Origin of the sequence: Gordonia jinghuaiqii (assembly GCF_014041935.1) — a bacterium.
GTDB lineage: Bacteria > Actinomycetota > Actinomycetes > Mycobacteriales > Mycobacteriaceae > Gordonia > Gordonia jinghuaiqii.
On sequence record NZ_CP059491.1, the window covers coordinates 1982874 to 2001020 of the forward strand.

The 18147-nt window shown below is 67.7% G+C and carries 18 protein-coding genes; 3 read left to right on the forward strand and 15 right to left on the reverse strand.

The window, feature by feature from the left end:
• Positions 1-41 precede the first annotated feature (41 nt).
• The 3 genes from H1R19_RS08840 to H1R19_RS08850 are packed head-to-tail and all read right to left on the reverse strand — an operon-like array spanning position 42 to position 3654.
• Positions 42-2132: a xanthine dehydrogenase family protein molybdopterin-binding subunit gene (locus H1R19_RS08840; RefSeq protein WP_219851230.1), complete on the reverse strand. Its 2091-nt coding sequence runs from the start codon at positions 2130-2132 to the stop codon at positions 42-44.
• Positions 2129-3112 (reverse strand): FAD binding domain-containing protein, encoded by a 984-nt coding sequence (locus H1R19_RS08845; RefSeq protein WP_219851231.1) that lies wholly within the window; start codon positions 3110-3112, stop codon positions 2129-2131. Before H1R19_RS08845 ends, H1R19_RS08840 begins: the two co-directional genes overlap by 4 nt.
• The gene (locus H1R19_RS08850) at positions 3109-3654 is read right to left on the reverse strand and encodes a (2Fe-2S)-binding protein (RefSeq protein WP_188331535.1); all 546 of its coding nucleotides are present in this window, start codon (positions 3652-3654) and stop codon (positions 3109-3111) included. The genes H1R19_RS08845 and H1R19_RS08850 overlap by 4 nt, the downstream gene beginning before the upstream one ends.
• Before the next feature lie 63 nt (positions 3655-3717).
• Between H1R19_RS08850 and H1R19_RS08855 the strand changes: the two genes are divergently transcribed.
• Positions 3718-5031, forward strand: a complete 1314-nt coding sequence (locus H1R19_RS08855; protein ID WP_219851232.1) for an NAD(P)/FAD-dependent oxidoreductase — start codon at positions 3718-3720, stop codon at positions 5029-5031.
• A gap of 30 nt (positions 5032-5061) precedes the next feature.
• On the opposite strand, the gene H1R19_RS08860 is transcribed toward H1R19_RS08855, so the two are convergent.
• Positions 5062-5499, reverse strand: a complete 438-nt coding sequence (locus H1R19_RS08860) for a 5' nucleotidase, NT5C type (RefSeq protein ID WP_219851565.1) — start codon at positions 5497-5499, stop codon at positions 5062-5064.
• A gap of 73 nt (positions 5500-5572) precedes the next feature.
• Entirely contained in the window at positions 5573-6520 is a 948-nt protein-coding gene (locus tag H1R19_RS08865; protein WP_219851233.1) for a TY-Chap domain-containing protein, read from the reverse strand.
• Positions 6521-6798: 278 nt separating this feature from the next.
• Between H1R19_RS08865 and H1R19_RS08870 the strand changes: the two genes are divergently transcribed.
• Positions 6799-7926 carry a nitronate monooxygenase gene (locus H1R19_RS08870; RefSeq protein WP_188331532.1) on the forward strand — a complete coding sequence of 376 codons (1128 nt, stop codon included), beginning with the start codon at positions 6799-6801 and terminating at the stop codon, positions 7924-7926.
• Between the two features lie 25 nt (positions 7927-7951).
• On the opposite strand, the gene H1R19_RS08875 is transcribed toward H1R19_RS08870, so the two are convergent.
• The 7 genes from H1R19_RS08875 to H1R19_RS08905 form a co-directional block, all read right to left on the reverse strand.
• On the reverse strand, positions 7952-8281 hold the full coding sequence (locus H1R19_RS08875) for a rhodanese-like domain-containing protein (protein WP_219851234.1): 330 nt from the start codon (positions 8279-8281) through the stop codon (positions 7952-7954).
• 71 nt (positions 8282-8352) lie between these two features.
• Positions 8353-8769, reverse strand: coding sequence for a MarR family winged helix-turn-helix transcriptional regulator (locus tag H1R19_RS08880; RefSeq protein ID WP_188331530.1), 417 nt, complete (start codon positions 8767-8769; stop codon positions 8353-8355).
• A 147-nt stretch (positions 8770-8916) separates the two neighbouring features.
• Complete coding sequence (locus H1R19_RS08885) at positions 8917-9279, reverse strand: hypothetical protein (RefSeq protein ID WP_219851235.1); 363 nt, start codon at positions 9277-9279, stop codon at positions 8917-8919.
• Between the two features lie 79 nt (positions 9280-9358).
• Positions 9359-11158: an acetyl/propionyl/methylcrotonyl-CoA carboxylase subunit alpha gene (locus H1R19_RS08890; protein ID WP_188331528.1), complete on the reverse strand. Its 1800-nt coding sequence runs from the start codon at positions 11156-11158 to the stop codon at positions 9359-9361.
• A 210-nt stretch (positions 11159-11368) separates the two neighbouring features.
• Positions 11369-12946, reverse strand: coding sequence for a condensation domain-containing protein (locus H1R19_RS08895; RefSeq protein ID WP_219851236.1), 1578 nt, complete (start codon positions 12944-12946; stop codon positions 11369-11371).
• Entirely contained in the window at positions 12943-13398 is a 456-nt protein-coding gene (locus H1R19_RS08900) for a SufE family protein (RefSeq protein ID WP_219851237.1), read from the reverse strand. Before H1R19_RS08900 ends, H1R19_RS08895 begins: the two co-directional genes overlap by 4 nt.
• A 13-nt stretch (positions 13399-13411) precedes the next feature.
• Positions 13412-14308 carry a sulfurtransferase gene (locus H1R19_RS08905; RefSeq protein WP_188331525.1) on the reverse strand — a complete coding sequence of 299 codons (897 nt, stop codon included), beginning with the start codon at positions 14306-14308 and terminating at the stop codon, positions 13412-13414.
• A 201-nt stretch (positions 14309-14509) separates the two neighbouring features.
• On the opposite strand from H1R19_RS08905, the gene H1R19_RS08910 reads away from it, so the two are divergent.
• On the forward strand, positions 14510-15502 hold the full coding sequence (locus H1R19_RS08910; RefSeq protein ID WP_244970921.1) for a neutral zinc metallopeptidase: 993 nt from the start codon (positions 14510-14512) through the stop codon (positions 15500-15502).
• Positions 15503-15557: 55 nt separating this feature from the next.
• Here H1R19_RS08910 and H1R19_RS08915 read toward each other — a convergent pair whose 3' ends face one another.
• The 3 genes from H1R19_RS08915 to H1R19_RS08925 are packed head-to-tail and all read right to left on the reverse strand — an operon-like array spanning position 15558 to position 18089.
• Positions 15558-16217: a Maf family protein gene (locus H1R19_RS08915; RefSeq protein ID WP_219851238.1), complete on the reverse strand. Its 660-nt coding sequence runs from the start codon at positions 16215-16217 to the stop codon at positions 15558-15560.
• A 1-nt stretch (position 16218) separates the two neighbouring features.
• Complete coding sequence (locus H1R19_RS08920) at positions 16219-16464, reverse strand: acyl-CoA carboxylase subunit epsilon (RefSeq protein WP_372632506.1); 246 nt, start codon at positions 16462-16464, stop codon at positions 16219-16221.
• Positions 16461-18089 (reverse strand): acyl-CoA carboxylase subunit beta, encoded by a 1629-nt coding sequence (locus tag H1R19_RS08925; RefSeq protein WP_188331523.1) that lies wholly within the window; start codon positions 18087-18089, stop codon positions 16461-16463. The genes H1R19_RS08920 and H1R19_RS08925 overlap by 4 nt, the downstream gene beginning before the upstream one ends.
• Positions 18090-18147 lie beyond the last annotated feature (58 nt).

Here is an 18147-nt window from a genome sequence, read left to right on the forward strand (position 1 = left end):
TGGGCTCGAACCTATTGGGCTTGAACCTTCTGGGCTTGAACCTATTGGGCGGGAAGCCCGTCGAGCAGGTCGTCGAGCCGGACCGGCAGATCGCGAACCCGGACGCCGGTGGCGTTGAAGACGGCGTTGACCACTGCCGCTGCGCTCCCGACGATCCCGATCTCGCCGGCCCCGCGTGAACCCATCGGTGTCGCGTGTTCATCGGGGTCGTCGAGCCAGATCGCGTCGACGTCGGCGATGTCGGCGTGCACCGGGATGTGGTATTCGGCGAGGTCCTGGGTGACGACGTGCCCGAAGCGCGGGTCCCGGACGCTCTCCTCGTGCAGAGCCATCGAGATGCCGAAGGCCATGCCGCCGATGAGTTGGGACCGCACGGTGCGCGGGTTGATGGCACGTCCGATGGAGAACACCCCGAGCATCCGGGGAATACGGATCTCGCCGGTGTCGACGTCGACATGCGCTTCGACGAAGTGCGCGCCGAACGATGCGGCGGTGAACTTCTCGAGGTCCGGATTGTCGGCGGCCTCCGCCGACAGCTCGGCGCCGTCGGCAGGATCGTTCCCGAAGCGTGCCCGGAATTGGTGTGCCGCGGTGACAATCGCCGAACCCCAGGACGACGTGCCCGACGATCCGCCCGCGACGGTGGCGCTGGGGAGGGCGCTGTCGCCGATCTCCAGATGCACCTGTTCGGGCGGGATTCCGAGGGCGTCGGCGGCGATGAGGGTCAGTGTCGTCCACGCCCCGGTCCCGATGTCGGTGGCCGCGATCCGCACCGTGTACCGGCCGTCCTGATACCGGATCAGGGCCTCGTTGCCGGGGTTCACCATGTGCGGATAGGTCGATGCGGCGACACCGAACCCGACCAGGTATCGACCCTCGCGGTGGGTACCGGGCTCGGCCCGTCGCCGGTCCCAACCGAACCGCTCGGCACCTTCACGAAGGCAGTCCACCAGCTGCCGCGACGACCAGGGCTTTCCCGTCTCCGGGTCCTCGGCGGGCTCGTTGCGGATACGTAGATCGATCGGGTCGATGCCGACGGCGTGGGCGAGTTCGTCCATCGCGACCTCGCCGGCGAACATGCCGGGTGCTTCCCCGGGTGCCCGCATCCAGAAGGGTGGCGGGACGTCCAACGGCACCAGGTGATGGTCGGTTCGACGATGCGGCGCGGTGTACATCATGCGCGACGACACCGCCGCCTGCTCGGCGAACTCTTTGGCGTGCGCACTGTGGGTGTGGGCCTCGTGTACCAGCGCGGTGATGTTGCCGTCGCTGTCAGCAGCGATCCGCAGGCGGGAGCTCGTGGGCGCGCGGTGACCGACATACAGGAACATGTGCTGGCGCGGCACCGCGAACTTCACCGCACGACCCGGCAACCGCATCGCCGCCATGGCCGCGAGCACGTCGTGCGAATGCGGTGAACCCTTGGAACCGAAGCCGCCCCCGACGTGTGGCGCGATCACCCGCATGTGTTCCGGTTCGATACCCAGTACCGGCGCCAGCGTGGACACCACCCCCTGCGTCGACTGGGTCGAGTCGTACAGGGTGAGAAGTGGGGCGTCGGGGTCCCACGTAGCCACCACGGTGTGCGGCTCCATCGGATTGTTGTGTTCCTCGGGCGTCGAATACCACTGGTCGATCTGTGTGGTGCCCGTCGGCGGAGACGCCAGGACCCGGTCGGGTTCGCCCTGCTCGGAGTTGGGCTCGAACCCGCCGTTCACCTGCTCGGGCCGGTAGCTGTCGGGGTGATCGACACGGAACTCGGTGTCATGAGGCGCTTGGTCGTAGGTCACCTCCACCATCGCCGCCGCCTGCCGGGCGACTTCGGGATGCTCGGCGACGACGGCGCCGATGAGCTGGCCGCGGTAGGTGATCTCCGGCGACTGCAGGATCGTGAGATCACCGTCGGAGGTGTCGGCCAGCCGCGGTGCGTTCTCGATGGTCAGGACCAGCAGCACCCCGTCGGCGGACTCGGCGGCCGCGGTGTCCATCGCCGACACGCGGCCACGTGCGACCGTGGCGGTGATCGGCCACAGGTACACCGCGTCGGTGACGTGTTCGTAGGCGTAAGGCGCGCTGCCGCGGACCTTCTCGGCTCCGTCGATCCGGGCCCACGAGGTTCCGATGGCGCTCATCGCGACGCCAACTCGGTCAGAACCGCGATCAGCGTCCGGCGAGCGAGGGGGATCTTGAACGCGTTGCCGTCGAGCGCCACGGCCTCGGCGAGCTCGGAATCGGCTGCCTCGGCGAACAGTTCGGGCGAGATCGGGTTTCCGGTGAGTACGGCTTCGGCGCGGTGCGCCCGCCAGGGTTTGTGCGCGACGCCGCCGAGCGCGATGCGCGCGTCGCGGACGACGCCGTTGTCCAGGCTGAGTTCGGCACCGACGGACACCAGGGCGAAGGCGTACGACGCGCGGTCGCGCACCTTTCGATACATCGACACCGAATCGGGTAGTGGTGCAGGTACATCGACGGCGACGATCAGGTCCTGCGGGTCCAGTTCGGTGTCGCGGTCGGGGGTGTCACCGGGCAGCCGGTACAAGGCGTTGACGTCGACGTCGCGTTGGCCGTCGTGCCCTTCGACGACGACCCGCGCGTCGAGTGCGGCCAGGGCGACAGCCAGGTCGGACGGGTGAGTGGCCACGCAGCTCTCGGAGGCGCCCAGGATCGCGTGATGTCGGGTGTACCCGCCGATCGCCGAACATCCGGTGCCCGGCTCGCGCTTGTTGCACGGCGTGGTGACGTCCTGGAAATAGACGCACCGGGTGCGCTGCAGCAGGTTACCGCCGGTGGTGGCCAGGTTGCGCAGTTGCGGTGAGGCCCCCGACAGCAGTGCCGCCGACAGCATCGGATACCGCCGCCGAACGGTCGGATGGGCGGCCAGGTCGGAGTTGCGCACGGTGGCCCCGAGTCGGAGTGAACCGTCGGGATTGTCGCTGATCTCGTCCAGCGGCAGGCGTGAGATGTCGACCAGCGCAGGGGGAGTGGCGACCCCGAGCTTCATGTGGTCGACCAGATTGGTGCCGCCGGCAAGGAGCTTCGCGTCCGGGTGCTCGCGCAGGAATTCCAGGGCGCCGGCCACATCGGTGGCACGTTCGTAGGTGAAGGGGATCATCGGTCGGCCGCCTGTCGGATCGCCGCGAGGATGTTGGGGTAGGCCGCACACCGGCACAGATTGCCGCTCATCCGTTCCCGGATCTCGTCGTCGGACAACTCGGCGGCGGACAACTCGGTCGCGTCCGGTTCGCCGGCCTGCTCGCCGGGATCGGTGCTGTCGGTGACGGAACTGGGGAATCCGCGGTCGGCCTCCTCGAGCATGCCGACCGCCGAGCAGATCTGCCCCGGGGTGCAGAAGCCGCACTGGAAACCGTCCTGATCGATGAATGCCTGCTGCATCGGATGGAGGTCGTCGCCGTCGGCGAGGCCGTCGGCGGTGACGATCTCGGTGCCCTCATAGGAGACGGCGAACGACAGGCAGCTGACGACCCGGCGGCCGTCGACGAGCACGGTGCACGATCCGCACTGGCCGTGATCGCACCCCTTCTTGGGGGAGAAGTTGCCGAGCCGGTCACGCAGACCGTCCAGCAGGGTCGTGCGGGTGTCGACGAGGACATCATGTGTCACGCCGTCGACCGAGAGGGACACCTTGGTTTCCACGAACGGCGCTTACCCTCACCGGTCGGCGGTAAACCGCGCCGAATGTCTGGAACAATCGGCGCAATGGCCCCCTCGAGACCCAGAGTCGTCGTCATCGGTGCAGGATTCGCGGGCATGCATTGCCTCCGCCGTCTCAAGAAGGCGCCGGTGGACATCACCGTCGTGGACCGCAGCACCAGCCACCTGTTTCAGCCGCTGCTCTACCAGTGCGCGACGGGGCTGCTCTCCGAAGGCGCGATCTCCAGTCCGATTCGGCACCTGACCCGACGGCAGCGCAACCTCGACGTCGTCCTCGGGGAGGCGTCGGCCATCGACGCCGAAGCCCGGGAGGTGACCGTGGACCGCCTCGACCGATCGAAGTTCCGTGTTCCCTATGACTATCTGGTGGTGGGGGCCGGGATGCGCACCGCCTACCGGGGCAACGACGCCTTCGCCCTGCATGCGCCGGGCATGAAGAGCCTCGACGACGCCCTGACGATACGGCGCAAGATCATGGCGGCGTTCGAGATGGCCGAGACGGTCACCGATCCCGCGGAGCAGCGGTCCTGGCTGACGTTCGCGGTGGCGGGCGGCGGACCCACCGGCGTCGAACTGGCGGGCCAGATCCGCGAGCTGGCGACCCTCGCGCTCGAGCGCGAATACGACGCGATCGATCCGGCCGCGGCCCGGGTTCTGCTGCTGCACGGTGGCGACCGTGTCCTGCCCTCGTTCGAGCCGCGGCTGTCGGCGAGCGCGCAGCGCACCCTGGACAAACTCGGCGTCGAGACGCACCTGGGGGTTCACGTGACCGACGTCGGAGAAGACTTCGTGGAGACCACCCGCAAGAGCGACAAGCACAAAGAGATCTATCCGGCCCGCACGACGCTGTGGACGACCGGCGTCGAGGCCGTACCGTTCGCGACCACGCTGGCGTCGGCTCTCGGTGTCGAACAGGATCGTTCGGGCCGGATACCGGTCGAGGCGGACCTGTCGGTCCCCGGCCACCCCGAGGTCTTCGTGTGTGGCGACATGATGGCATTCCAGGACCTGGCCGGCGTCGCCGAGGTGGCCATGCAGAGCGGACGGCATGCGGGCACGGTGATCGCCGAAACCGTTGCGGGGCAGCCTGAACGGACGCCCTTCAAGTATCGGGACCTCGGGACCGCCGCCTACATCGCACGACGCAAGGCGATCGTTCAGTCGGGACGCTTCCAGTTGTCGGGGTTCCCGGGATGGGTGGCGTGGGGTGTCATCCACATCGCCTTCCTCGCGGGGATCCGCAATCGGATGGGAACCATGATGACCTGGGGAGCAACACTTCTCACCGACACCCGGCGAGAAAGGGCGATCATCTACGGGGATACCGAGACCGCGCGCAAACCGTACGGTCGGCGCTGAGCGACACCCGGGCGGTGGTGCGGCCGTTGCCTACGCCAGGCCGCGCATGTGCTCGAGGACCTTCTCCCACGTCTCGTAGCCGGGTTGGCCGAAGTGGATGTGGGTGCCCTTGAAGTCCTTGACGCCCCGCGCATCGCGGTCGTCGATGATGAAGTGTCCGCGGTTGAGATTCTTGTGATGGGAGAGGATGACTCGCTTGTACGCGGGTGATTCCGCACCGCGCCCGAGGTGCATCTTCACCCACAGCAGCTTCTCGGTCCACGCCAGTGGGTTGTCCCAGGGTGCGGTCGAGAGGATGTAGGTGTCGAACCGGCGGGCCAGCTCGTGGTAGGCCTCGACGGCGCCGGGCATCGGGTCCATCAGTGAGAAGATCCCCGGGACGTCGTCGAGGTTCCCGTCGAAACGGTCGCGCTCGGCGTCGCTGAGCTTGTCGATCCCGGATTGGAAATCGACCAGGGTGTTGTCCATGTCGACGTAGAGGATCTTCTTCTTGCTCTTCTTTCCTTTCTTGCCGTTCGTGGTCTTGTTTTGTTGTGCAGCTTTACCTTTGGCCATGTCGGGCCTCCTGTCCACGGGACGAGCGTTGTTCTCCTGAGCGGGTCCGGGGCCGTAGCAGCGGCTGCCGGTTCACCGGCTTGTCTCGACCGCGAGTCGCCGGGCGGATCACCCGCGTGCTGAGGGGTTCCCGTTCGGTCGGCCCCATCCGGGGCAGTTCGCGGTCGATGAAGTCGAGCCAGTCGGAGAGTCCGAGGAACAGGCGGTGCCGATGGAACGCGACGGCGCTGATCGAGCGCACGGCCCAGAGATGGGCGTCGTCGAGCACGAGCTCGATGGTCGGACAACGCGTGGCGAGATCTGCGATCAGGGTGTCGGTGAACCGGGGATGGGCGTCGACGAGGACCTTGCCGAAGATGTCGATCCTCGGTTCGTCGAGGCTGATCCCGATCGCGGAATCGATGTGCGCCGTCGGCAGGGCGATGGTGGCGTCGGGCCGGATGGTGAAGGTGCCGCCCGCGTAGGTCTCCAGCTCGTCGCGCACGAGAGCGCGGAGTCCGTCGGGGCCGAGTGTTTCGGCGTCGAGGATCGGGCAGCGCTCGGGCAACGGGTGTCCGAGAGGGGCGAGAAAGGACGGGTCGGGAACCGACCACACCTGTCGCAGAGTCCGCACCGCCAGGTCGACGACGGCGTCATCGCCGTGTCCGGGCGTCGTCGTGACCTCAAGCCGTCCGTCACGGACTCTGCGCCAGCCCAGACTCACGAGTGATTCCGCGTGACCGGCGGTGCCGCCGGCGACGGCGCAGCGCAATCGGCGAGAGCGCCTGAGGCGAAGGGCGAACCAGCGGTCGGCTGCGAGTTCGCGCGACGGGGTGATGAAGGCGGTGTCGTACGGACTCATCGATGACATGCGTCGGCCGAGCAGCGCACTGAACTCCTGCCAGGCATCGTGGACCGTGGAGTCGAAGGTGGCGTCGAAGGCGGCGGCGGACATGACATCTCCTTTCCGGACACTCGTGTACCGCGGGAGGTGCGGCCGTGTACCGGGTGTCACTGCAATGGGTGCCCTCCTGGCGAGAACGGGGGGATTCACCTGACACCCGCAGGATAGGTCCGGCCTGTGACAATCCGGGCGACGATCGGCGCGGATTCGTGTCCGCCGGCCACCGCGCAGTCGGGGGAGTGTTCCGCGGAACGCTTGTCCGTCACCCCTCGGCCTGGTATCCAGATTAGAACACGTTCTAATTCTGCCAGGCGTCGAGGAGACAAGCCATGCACACCCCGATCTGCGACGAACTCGGTATCGAGTTCCCCATCTTCGCGTTCACCCACTGCCGCGACGTCGTCGTGGCGGTCAGCAAGGCGGGTGGCTTCGGTGTGCTCGGCGCGGTGGGTTTCACGCCCGAACAGCTCGAGGTGGAGCTGAACTGGATCGACGAGCACATCGGCGATCACCCCTACGGCGTCGACATCGTCATCCCCAACAAGTACGAGGGCATGGACGCGAACATGTCCGCCGAGGAGCTCACCAAGATGCTCCAGTCGATGGTCCCGGCGGAGACGCTGGATTTCGGCCGCAAGCTGTTGCGCGACCACGGGGTGCCGCTCGACGAGGACAGTGACAACTCCCTGCAGCTGCTCGGGTGGACGGAGACCACCGCGACGCCCCAGGTCGAACTCGCGCTGCAGCACCCGAAGGTCACGCTCATCGCGAACGCGCTCGGCACTCCGCCGGTGGACATGATCGAGAAGATCCAGGCCGCGGGCCGTAAGGTGGCCGCGCTCTGCGGGTCGCCGAAGCAGGCGCGCAAGCATGCCGACGCCGGCGTGGACATCATCATCGCGCAGGGCGGCGAGGGTGGCGGACACTGCGGCGAGGTCGGCTCGATCGTGCTGTGGCCGCAGGTGGTCAAAGAGGTTGCCCCGGTGCCGGTTCTGGCCGCCGGTGGCATCGGCAGCGGTGAACAAATCGCGGCCGCTCTCGCGCTGGGCGCCCAGGGGGCGTGGAGTGGTTCGCAGTGGCTGATGGTCGAGGAGGCCGAGAACACCCCCGTCCAGCAGCAGACCTACATCGACGCGTCGAGCCGTGACACGGTCCGCAGCCGGTCGTTCACGGGTAAGCCGTGCCGCATGCTGAAGAACGACTGGACCGAGGCGTGGGAGGACCCCAAGAACCCCGACCCCCTCGGAATGCCGTTGCAGTACATGGTCTCCGGTATGGCTGTCGCCGCCACGCACAAGCATCCCGACGAGAGCATCGACGTCGCGTTCAATCCGGTGGGCCAGGTTGTCGGCCAGTTCCGCAAGGTCGAGAAGACCTCCGCGGTGATCGAGCGCTGGGTGACCGAGTACATCGACGCGACGAGCAGCCTGGAGTCGTTCGCCAACGCCACGACCTAGCGGGCTCTCGGCCGGCGGTGGGCACTCACCCGGTGAGGTCGCCGCCGGCCGCCCGCCATCCGATGAGTCCTCCGCTCATGTTTGCGGCCTCGAAGCCGTTCTCCACGAGGAGGTTTGCTGCACCGGCGGATCGGATTCCGCCGGTGCAGAAGGCTATCAGGAGGGTGTCCTCGGGGAGTTCGAGGCACCGCTCCGGAAGAACTTCGAGCGGCATGTGCACCGCGCCGGGGATGTGTACCCGGTTCCATTCGAAGTCGCGTCGTACGTCGACGATCAGCGCACCATCGGCGACCAGGCGGACCGCGTCGGCTGCGGGGACGGTGGGCGGCCGTCGGAGGTAGTGGCGGACCTTCATCGGTACTCCGCCATGGGGGAAAGAGGCTCGTTCACGAGCTTCAGTCTAACTGAAGGATGCTCCGGCGACGATCAAGGCTTCGGAAACGACCGTCTCATGTGGTCGTGAAGCGCGGTCGCGAGTTCCGGATCGTGCGCCGTCAGCTCGGCGTCGAGTCGGGCGACCTCTGCGGCCGCCCGGATCAGGATCTCCTCACCCGCGGCGGTCATCCGTAGGCTCGACGCCGAACCGGCGTGGGCGGTGCCGTCATCGACGAGCCCGGCTTCGACGAAACCGGAGACAGCCGCGTGGGCGCTCTGCACCGTGATCCGGGAGCGTCGAGCGAGCTCGCTGAACGAGATGCCCGGTGTGCCTCGAATATGGCCGAGCAGGCCGTACTTTCGCGTCGTCAGTCCGAGAGGTTTGAGGGCTGCGGCGAGTTCCGCCTCCCACACGCGGCTCAGGGTGAGCAGCATGATCGTCGGGCTGAACGGCGGTGGCTCGGACATGCAGGCAGGCTAACAGCCAACTGGTGCCCCACAGCAGCGCGGCGGGTGGGCCTCGTCCTTCCCGCTGGATGGCTTCCCTCCCGCCTATTGGATCCAATAAGCGGGAGGGAAGCCATCCAGCGGGAACGAGATCCCCGACGCGGGGACCTAGTTGATCCCGCGCGAGAAGGGCTCGCTCACAACCAGATCCAGCGCGCCTTCGACGAAGCGGGTGACCGGGCCGACCGCGGCGTCGAGTGCCTCGTCATAGCCGTCGCGGGCCTGCCCCCAGAGTCGTGCTGTGGAACCGTCGGGGGTGACACCGATCAACGCGACGAGCTCACCGGTGGTGGGGATGCAGACGGCCCACACGAAGCGCGTCTCGGCCTCCCAATCGGCGTCGGCCGCAGCAACATACGCGGCCGGGTCGTCGACCCCGAGACGAGACAACGCCGGGACGTCGGTGATCCGCTCGTCCGCACGAAGCGAACGCAGATACCACGTCCCGGCGTTGATCTCGACTGGTTGCACAGGTCCCTTCGATACGCTCGCAGGCTCGCTACTCAGGGAGCAGGGGGCCGGCTAGCTCGCTACTCAGGGAGCAGGGGGCTTACTTCAGCTCGAGCAGCACGGTGCCCTGGGTGACCGCGGCGCCGGCCTCGATGGTGAGGCCGGTGACCACGCCGTCCTTGTGGGCGGTGACCGGGTTCTCCATCTTCATCGCCTCGAGGACGACCACCAGCTCGCCTGCGGCGACCTCCTGGCCCTCCGCCACGGCGACCTTGACGACGGTGCCCTGCATCGGTGCGGCCACGGCGTCACCGGAAACCGCTGAGCCGCCACCCTTCTTGCGCGAGCGTGCCTTCGGCTTCTTGCGCACGACACCGTTGGCAGAGCCGCCGCCACCGAGTGCGAGATCGCCGGGCAGCGACACCTCGACGCGGCGCCCGCCGACCTCGACCACGACGTTCTGGCGCGGTGCGGCGTCGTCCTCTTCGATGGGCTCGCCACCGGTGTACGGCTCGATCGGGTTGTCCCAATCGGTCTCGATCCACTTGGTGTAGATGTCGAACTTCTCACCGTCGCCGATGAAGGCCGGGTTGGACACGATGTGGCGGTGGAACGGGATGACCGTGGCCAGACCTTCGACCTGGAACTCGGCCAGCGCGCGACGCGAGCGTTCGAGGGCCTGCTCGCGGGTCTCGCCGGTGACGATCAGCTTGGCCAGCATCGAGTCGAACTGGCCGCCGATGACGTCTCCTTCGACGACACCGGAGTCGACACGCACACCGGGGCCGGTCGGCTCCTTGTAGACCGAGATCGGTCCGGGGGCGGGCAGGAAGTTGCGGCCCGCGTCCTCGCCGTTGATGCGGAACTCGAAGGAGTGTCCGCGCGGGGTCGGGTCCTCGGTGAGCTCGAGCTTCTCGCCGTTGGCGATGCGGAACTGCTGGCGCACGAGGTCGATGCCCGCGGTCTCCTCGGTGACCGGATGCTCCACCTGCAGACGGGTGTTGACCTCGAGGAAGGAGACGAGGCCGTCGTTGCCGACGAGGAACTCGACGGTCCCGGCGCCGTAGTAGCCGGCCTCGCGGCAGATCGCCTTGGCCGACTCGTGGATCTTCTTGCGCTGCTTGTCGGTCAGGAACGGCGCGGGGGCCTCTTCGACGAGCTTCTGGAAACGACGCTGCAGCGAGCAGTCGCGGGTGCCGGCGACGATGACGTTGCCGTGCTGGTCGGCGATGACCTGGGCCTCGACGTGGCGTGCCTTGTCGAGGTAGCGCTCCACGAAGCACTCGCCGCGACCGAAGGCGGCGACGGCCTCACGGGTCGCCGACTCGAACAGGTCGGGGATCTCCTCGATGGTGTAGGCGACCTTCATGCCGCGCCCACCGCCGCCGAACGCCGCCTTGATGGCGACCGGGACGCCGTACTCCTTCGCGAACTCCACGACCTCGTCGGCGTTCTTGACCGGGTCCTTGGTGCCGGGGGCCATCGGGGCGTCGGCCTTCAGGGCGATGTGGCGCGCGGTGACCTTGTCGCCGAGATCGCGGATCGACTGCGGTGACGGTCCGATCCAGATCAGCCCGGCGTCGATGACGGCCTGGGCGAAGTCGCCGTTCTCCGACAGGAAGCCGTAACCGGGATGGATCGCGTCGGCGCCGGACTTCTTGGCCGCGTCGAGGATCTTGTCGAACACCAGGTAGGACTCCGCCGAGGTCTGACCACCCAGCGCGAACGCCTCGTCCGCGAGCTTGACGAACAGCGCGTTCGCGTCGGGCTCGGCATAGACGGCGACGCTCTCGATGCCTGCATCCCGAGCGGCGCGGATCACGCGGACAGCGATCTCGCCGCGGTTGGCGATGAGGACCTTGCTGATTGCGGACGGAGTGTTCGCAGAGGTACTGGGCACTTGTTCTCCTGGGCCTTACTCGTACTCAGGTGTCACGGCGCTGGGAATGGCGCGCGGCACGGTTGTCGGACAACGGTCAAGTCTGGGGGTCCACCCTCCTCGACCGGGAAGCGGCCGGTTCGGGCGATGCACGACACCGACAGGTGCCGGCGTCGCGACCTTCCGGGCAATACCCTAGCCCACCGAGCAATCGTTCGGTGGCGCCGTGGGTCACATCGCCGAAGAGAATGTGCTCGCATCACCGAGCTGCCGGACGAGTTCGGCGAAACCGTGCAGGTAGGCGTGCACGGGGCCGACGTCGGGATCGATGTCCCAGCCTGCCTCGGCATGGATTCGGTCCTCACCGAATGTGACGCTTCCCTCATGTTGATCACGGGTGGGCGGCCTGTTCGGGACGTCGGTCGCCGAACTGGCGACCCCCAGATCGCGGAGCGGCGACTCGCGGGGGAACCTGGCCGAATACCGCAACCCGGAGGGCGTCCGGTTGATCCAGATGTAGACCTCGTGCGGAGAGTAGCTGTGGCTGCGGATCACCTTCGCGCGTCCGGCATCTGCCGCACCGGCGCCCGGTGCGTACCGCGTGTCGATGAACGAGATGACGAACCGGGGCTCCGCGAGGTGGCCGATCAGTTCGGCCACCCGCAGGAACGGCAACGCCGATCCCTGCCTGCCACGCTTGAGCATACGCGTCGACCTCGCCACGGCCTGATCGAAGGTCGGGGAGTCGGACATGTCGAGCCAGAACGGCGCGACGCCCACGAACCAGCCGAGCGAGGTCAACCAGCGGGCATCGTTGCGCGTGTGCCGTGGCAGGACACAGCGGAAGACCTGATCGCCGGTCATCTCGTGGTGGACGACGGCGAAGGCGGCGAGCACACCCGCTGTCAGCGTGCCGCCGGCCTCGGAACAGACCGCGGTGAACCGATTGGCGGTCTCGTCGTCGGCGATGACACCCCACAGCGACTCCTGCGGGATCGTCGTCTCCTCCATGTCGGCCCGCTCGGCGTCGGTGCGGGTGTCGGTCACCGGTGCCGAGCCCGGAGCCGTGGGGGAGAGCAGTCGGGGCATGTCACCGTCGCCCGCCTCCAGGAACTCCGACCACAGGGCCACCGCGGGATGGTCGGCGCCGGTCTGGTCGGCCAGGCGTCGTTCCTCGGCGCTGAAGTCCACATAGCTGCCCACCTCCGGCAGGTTGGCGTGGCGGTGCTCGCGCGCGGCGCGGTACATCGACACCAGCTCCTGCTGGGCCATGATCAACGAATAGCCGTCGACGAGTGAGTGATCGGCGGCGAAGAGCAGGGTGAAGGACCGCTCGCGGCCCACGGTCGCGAACAGGTACGCCGGCCAGTGCAGCGGCGCGGTGGCACGGTCGAAGGACCCCGCCAGCTGTTCGACGAGAGGCCCGGATTCGGGATACCAGCCGATGCGGCCCATCTTGAGCTTCACGGTGCCGGGTTCGGTGGTGAGTCGCTGCAGACCGGTGCCCTTGATGACCACATGACTGCGCAGGACCTCGTGCCGGTCGATCCACTGCGTCAGAACCGACCTGATGGCCGGGATCGACAACGGTTCGTCGAACTCGATGCTCAGACCCAACCAGGCCTCGCGACCGCCCTCACGCTGGGTGCGGACGCGGTAGTCGAAGGCGGCACGCAGGTGCTGTTCGTGATTGTGCGAGGTGAGCCGGGAATCGTACTCCCAGGTGCCCAGGCCGCCTGGCACATACGGTGTCCACTCGACGAGACCGCCGGGTGCGATCGGTTCGTCGCGGATCTGGATGAACTTCATGCCCCCGCTGTGTCTGTTCCGGTTCCGGCGTCGGCGGCCTGCGCGCGCACCTGCGCCTTGATCCGGGCGAGCATGCCCGCCATGCCCCGCAGCCGTAGCGGGCTGACCGCACCGCCGAGGCCGAGGTCGTAGTAGAAGTCCGACGGCACGTCGAGGATCTCCTGCGCCGACGCGGTGTCGAGACCCTGATGCAGGATCGCGGCGAACCCGCGCGTGGTGGGTGCTTCCCGGGGTGCGCTGAAATACAGGCGCACCGACGACGCGTCGGTGGCATCGACGGACAGGAACACCGGGGACTGGCACTCCGGTACCGGTTCCATCGCGTCCTGCTCGAGATACTCGGGCAGACCGGGCAGTTCACCCGCGAACTCGAGCAGCAGCGTGATCTTGTCCGAATCGCCGAGTGCGCCGAAATCGTCGACGATCTCGGCCAGGGCCGGTGGCAGAGTCATCGGCGGCGGGAGCTCACTTGGAGCCGGGCGCGGCGCCCGGCTCGTCACCGACTGCGATGGGTACGCGCACCGCGTTGCCCCACTCGGTCCACGAGCCGTCGTAATTGCGGACGGCGGTGTGGCCCAACAGGTAGGTCAGCACGAACCAGGTGTGGCTCGAGCGTTCGCCGATGCGGCAGTAGGCGATCGTCGGGGTCTCGGGGTCGAGGCCGGCGTAGATCTCGTCGAGTTCGGCGCGCGAACGGAACCGTCCGTCCGGCGCGGCCGACTTGGCCCACGGGATGGACACGGCGGTGGGGATGTGCCCGCCACGCAGCGCACCCTCCTCCGGGTAGTCCGGCATGTGGGTGCGCTCGCCGGTGTACTCCTGCGGAGAACGGACGTCGATGAGCGGCTCGGTGCCCAGGGCCTCGAGGACCTGCGGGGCGAACGCGCGGATCTTGGTGTCGTCGCGCTCGACGACCGGGTAGTCCGACCGCGGGTAGTCCGGGACGTCGAAGGAGGTGTCCCGGTCCTCGGCCATCCACGCGTCGCGGCCGCCGTCGAGCAGGCGGACGTCCTCATGACCGAACAACGTGAACACCCACAGTGCGTAGGCGGCCCACCAGTTGCTCTTGTCGCCGTAGATGACGACGGTGTCGTCCCGCTCGATTCCCTTGCTGCGCATCAGTTCTGCGAACTGCTCGCCGTTGATGTAGTCGCGGGTGACCGGATCGTTGAGATGCAGGTGCCAGTCGATCTTCTGCGCGGTGGGGATGTGGCCGATGTCGTAGAGCAACACGTCCTCATCGGATTCGATGATCTTGAGCCCCTTGGCGCCCAGATGCGCCGACAGCCACTGGGTGGACACCAACCGCTCGGGATGGGCGTATTCGGCGAAGGCCGGATTCGGGTCGGTTTCAACGGTCACGGTCTGTTCTCCAGCTCGCTCTTCGGTCATCTCGTATTTCTCACGCGGACCCATCGCCGGTCCCCGCTGATAAAGGGTAGGGCATCGACGGCGAGACCTCGTGGGTGCCGATCTCCCACGGCTTGTGCGCGCGGGTGCGACAGTGATTCAGACGGACGACAAACCCCAGGTGAACTGGGGATTCCCTGCTAGGTTCGCGCAATGATCGATGGACGTGATGGCCGCCTCGTGCGCTGGTGGGTCGCGCTGGCGGCCGTGGTGACCCTGGCGGTCACGAGTGGGTGTTCCCTCCTCGGAACCGAGGAGTCGGGATCGGCGGCATCGCGGTCGACCACCTCGACGACCACATCCCCGGGTTCGACCCCCGGTTCGCCGACCACCTCGACCCCGCCGCCCGACGCCGATGCGGCGCAGTGTCTACCCGACTCCTGCCCGAAACTGCCGACGCCGAGCGCGGAACTCATGACCAGCGGGGTGAACTCGTCCAACGTCGACACCGCGGTGCCGGAGTACCTCACCACGTTGCTCGACGACCTCGACGGCACCTGGGGCGGATGGTTCGACGATCTCGGCTGGGGTGAGGTGGCGCCGGGGCGTGCGCTCATCGCGTCAGGCACCACGTTCACCACCGAATGCATTGTGGGCGAGGGCAACTCGGGTCCCAGTCCCATCCCGTCCGACGAGGCGAACGCCTTCTTCTGCGGCGTGGACACCGAGCCGGACGGCCAGGGTCGTCCCACCGAGGGCAGCGTGGTCCTGCCGGTCGACACCTTCGCCGCGATCTGGGACGGCAACGTCTTCGGGGTGCCGTCGCCGATCGTCGGTGACTTCACCGCGGCGATCGTCGTCGCCCACGAATACGGCCACAACGTGGTGTTCCGGATGGCCGAACTGTTCGACATCCCGGACAGTCGCCTGCCCGCCGGGAAGAACAGCGAGCTCGTCGCGGACTGTCTCGCCGCCAACTGGGGTGCCACGGCCTACCAGCGCGATGCCCTCGGCGCCAAGGAGATCCTGCAGGTCGCGAGCCTGCTGCCGATCATCGGCGACACCGGCGGAGCCATGGGACACGGCTCGGCGCGGGAACGTGCGACCGCGCTGACGGTCGGACTCACCGGACCGCGGTTCAACCGCCAGGGCCAGCCGGTGGACTGCCTCCAGCGGTACTGGCCGGAGTTCTTCGAAGGGGAGTGACCTCGACGAGCGCCGGAGATCGAGGCCTCACGGCCGGGAACCCGGCGACCGAGGCTCAGGCCCAGAAGTCGGTGACCGAGAGTCCCACGTCGTGCAGGAGTGTGCGGACCAGGGGTAGGCCGATGCCGATGACCGACGAGGGGTCACCTTCGATGCGCTCGACCAGCCATCCGCCGAGACCGTCGAGGGTGAACGCACCCGCCACCTGGAGGGGTTCGCCGCTGGCGACGTACCGCTCGACCACCGCATCGTCGGCGTCGGCGAAATGGATGGTCGTCGAACTGGTTCCGGTGGCCTCGCCCGCGGGTGCCCCCGGGCCGCCGCCCAGCCTGATGAGGTGATGCCCGGTCAGCAGGTCGGCGCTGGCACCGCGCATCTCCGACCACTGGGCGAGTGCGCGGTCGGGCGTGTGGGGTTTACCCAGAAGCCGACCGCCGAGATGGAGCATCGAATCGCACCCGATCACCGCGACGACGCGTCCGCCGGTGGCGAGTTCGGCGATCTCCGGTAACGCGGCGACCGCCTCGGCCTTGGCACGTGCGAGTGCGGCCACGACGACGTCGGCGGGTGTGGACGGGGGCAGCTGCGCGAGAAGCGCGTCCTCGTCCACGTCCGAGACACGCACCACCGGCTCGACGCCGGCGGTGCGCAACACCCGGAGACGGGCAGGAGAGGCAGACCCGAGTACGAAGACCGGGTCGGTCGTTTCCGGCACGTCAGTGGCGCAGGTTGGTGAAGCTCGACGGGGCTCCCCACTGCGGGCGGAGCCGATCGACGGGACGACCCCACTCGTTGCGGGTCTGCGGTGTCGGATCGCCGTCACCGGCACCCGAACCGGCCAGGACGGTCACCAGCACGGCGATGTCCTCATCGGTGGGGTTGCCGTTCACGACCTTGAGGAACGGGCGCTCGCCCGCCTTGTCGGCAGTCTCGCTCACGGTGTTGTTCTCGCTCTCGGTCACAGCGGGATGTTCCCGTGCTTCTTCGGCGGCATGTTGACCACCTTGCGCTCGAGGAGCTTCAGCGCGGTCGCGATCTGGCCGCGGGTGTGACTCGGCGGGATGACCGCGTCGACGTAGCCGCGCGCGGCCGCGACGTACGGGTTGACGAGGGTGTCCTCGTACTCCGCCTGGAGCTCGAGGCGCAGGGCGTCGACGTCCTCACCCTTGGCCGCGGCGTCCTTGAGCTGGCTGCGGTAGACGAAGCCGACCGCGCCGGAGGCGCCCATGACGGCGATCTGGGCGGTGGGCCACGCGAGGTTCACGTCGGCACCCATGTGCTTGGAGCCCATGACGTCGTAGGCGCCGCCGTAGGCCTTGCGGGTGATGACGGTGATCTTGCCGACCGTGGCCTCGCCGTAGGCGTAGAGCAGCTTGGCGCCGCGACGGATGATGCCCCGGTACTCCTGATCGGTGCCCGGCAGGAAGCCGGGGACGTCGACGAGGGTCACGATCGGGACGTTGAAGGCGTCGCAGGTGCGGACGAACCGGGCGGCCTTCTCCGAGGCGTCGATGTCGAGGCAGCCGGCGAACTGGGTCGGCTGGTTGGCGACGATGCCGACGCTGCGACCGTCGACGCGGCCGAAGCCCACGAGGATGTTCGTCGCGTACCCGGCCTGCACCTCGAGGAACTCGTCGTCGTCGAGAATGCGACGGATGACCTCGTGCATGTCGTAGGGCTGGTTCGGCGAATCCGGGATGAGGGTGTCGAGTTCGAGGTCCTCGTCGGTGAGGGTGTCCTCGATGGAACCGGCGGCCGGCTGCGCGACCGGCAGACGCGGGGCGTCGGCGCGGTTGTTGCTGGGCAGGTAGCTCAGGAGTTCCTTGACGTACTCGAGGGCGTCCTCTTCGTCGGAGGCGACGTAGTGGGCGGTACCGGATTTGGACATGTGCGTGTGTGCACCGCCCAGCTCCTCCATCGTGACCTCCTCACCGGTGACGGTCTTGATGACATCCGGGCCGGTGATGAACATCTGGCTGGTCTGATCGACCATGACCACGAAGTCGGTGAGCGCGGGGGAGTACACGTGACCGCCTGCTGCGGCACCCATGATCAGCGAGATCTGCGGGATCACGCCGGAGGCGCGGACGTTGCGGTGGAAGATCTCGCCGTACAGGCCGAGCGAGACGACGCCTTCCTGGATGCGGGCGCCTGCACCGTCGTTGATGCCGATGAGGGGACGACCGGTCTTGATCGCGAGGTCCATGACCTTGACGATTTTCTCGCCGTAGACCTCACCGAGGCTGCCGCCGAAGACGGTGGAGTCCTGCGAGAACACGCAGACCTCACGGCCGTCGATGGTGCCGTAGCCGGAGACGACGCCGTCGCCGAGGGGGCGACGCTCGGCGAGGCCGAAGTTGGTGCTGCGGTGGCGGGCCAGTGCGTCGAGTTCGACGAACGAACCGTCGTCGAGCAGATGCGTGATCCGCTCACGGGCGGTCAGCTTGCCCTTGGCGTGGGTCTTCTCGACGGCGGCCTCGCCCACCGGATGCTTCGTCTCCTCGAGACGATTACGCAGATCGGCGAGCTTTCCCGCCGTGGTGTGGATGTCGGGGGCGTCGGCCTCGTCGCGTGAAGCAGTGGTCATGACTGTCGATGCTAACTACCCGGGTGTGAGCCACGTCAACCGGATCAACGTGAGATAT

What these genes read in the sequence shown, in the direction of transcription:
- H1R19_RS08840 (WP_219851230.1), bottom strand. Translation starts at nt 2,132, where the DNA reads ATGAGCGCCATCGGAACCTCGTGGGCCCGGATCGACGGAGCCGAGAAG.
- H1R19_RS08845 (WP_219851231.1), bottom strand. Translation starts at nt 3,112, where the DNA reads ATGATCCCCTTCACCTACGAACGTGCCACCGATGTGGCCGGCGCCCTG.
- H1R19_RS08855 (WP_219851232.1), top strand. Translation starts at nt 3,718, where the DNA reads ATGGCCCCCTCGAGACCCAGAGTCGTCGTCATCGGTGCAGGATTCGCG.
- H1R19_RS08860 (WP_219851565.1), bottom strand. Translation starts at nt 5,499, where the DNA reads ATGGACAACACCCTGGTCGATTTCCAATCCGGGATCGACAAGCTCAGC.
- H1R19_RS08865 (WP_219851233.1), bottom strand. Translation starts at nt 6,520, where the DNA reads ATGTCCGCCGCCGCCTTCGACGCCACCTTCGACTCCACGGTCCACGAT.
- H1R19_RS08870 (WP_188331532.1), top strand. Translation starts at nt 6,799, where the DNA reads ATGCACACCCCGATCTGCGACGAACTCGGTATCGAGTTCCCCATCTTC.
- H1R19_RS08875 (WP_219851234.1), bottom strand. Translation starts at nt 8,281, where the DNA reads ATGAAGGTCCGCCACTACCTCCGACGGCCGCCCACCGTCCCCGCAGCC.
- H1R19_RS08880 (WP_188331530.1), bottom strand. Translation starts at nt 8,769, where the DNA reads ATGTCCGAGCCACCGCCGTTCAGCCCGACGATCATGCTGCTCACCCTG.
- H1R19_RS08895 (WP_219851236.1), bottom strand. Translation starts at nt 12,946, where the DNA reads ATGAAGTTCATCCAGATCCGCGACGAACCGATCGCACCCGGCGGTCTC.
- H1R19_RS08900 (WP_219851237.1), bottom strand. Translation starts at nt 13,398, where the DNA reads ATGACTCTGCCACCGGCCCTGGCCGAGATCGTCGACGATTTCGGCGCA.
- H1R19_RS08910 (WP_244970921.1), top strand. Translation starts at nt 14,510, where the DNA reads ATGATCGATGGACGTGATGGCCGCCTCGTGCGCTGGTGGGTCGCGCTG.
- H1R19_RS08925 (WP_188331523.1), bottom strand. Translation starts at nt 18,089, where the DNA reads ATGACCACTGCTTCACGCGACGAGGCCGACGCCCCCGACATCCACACC.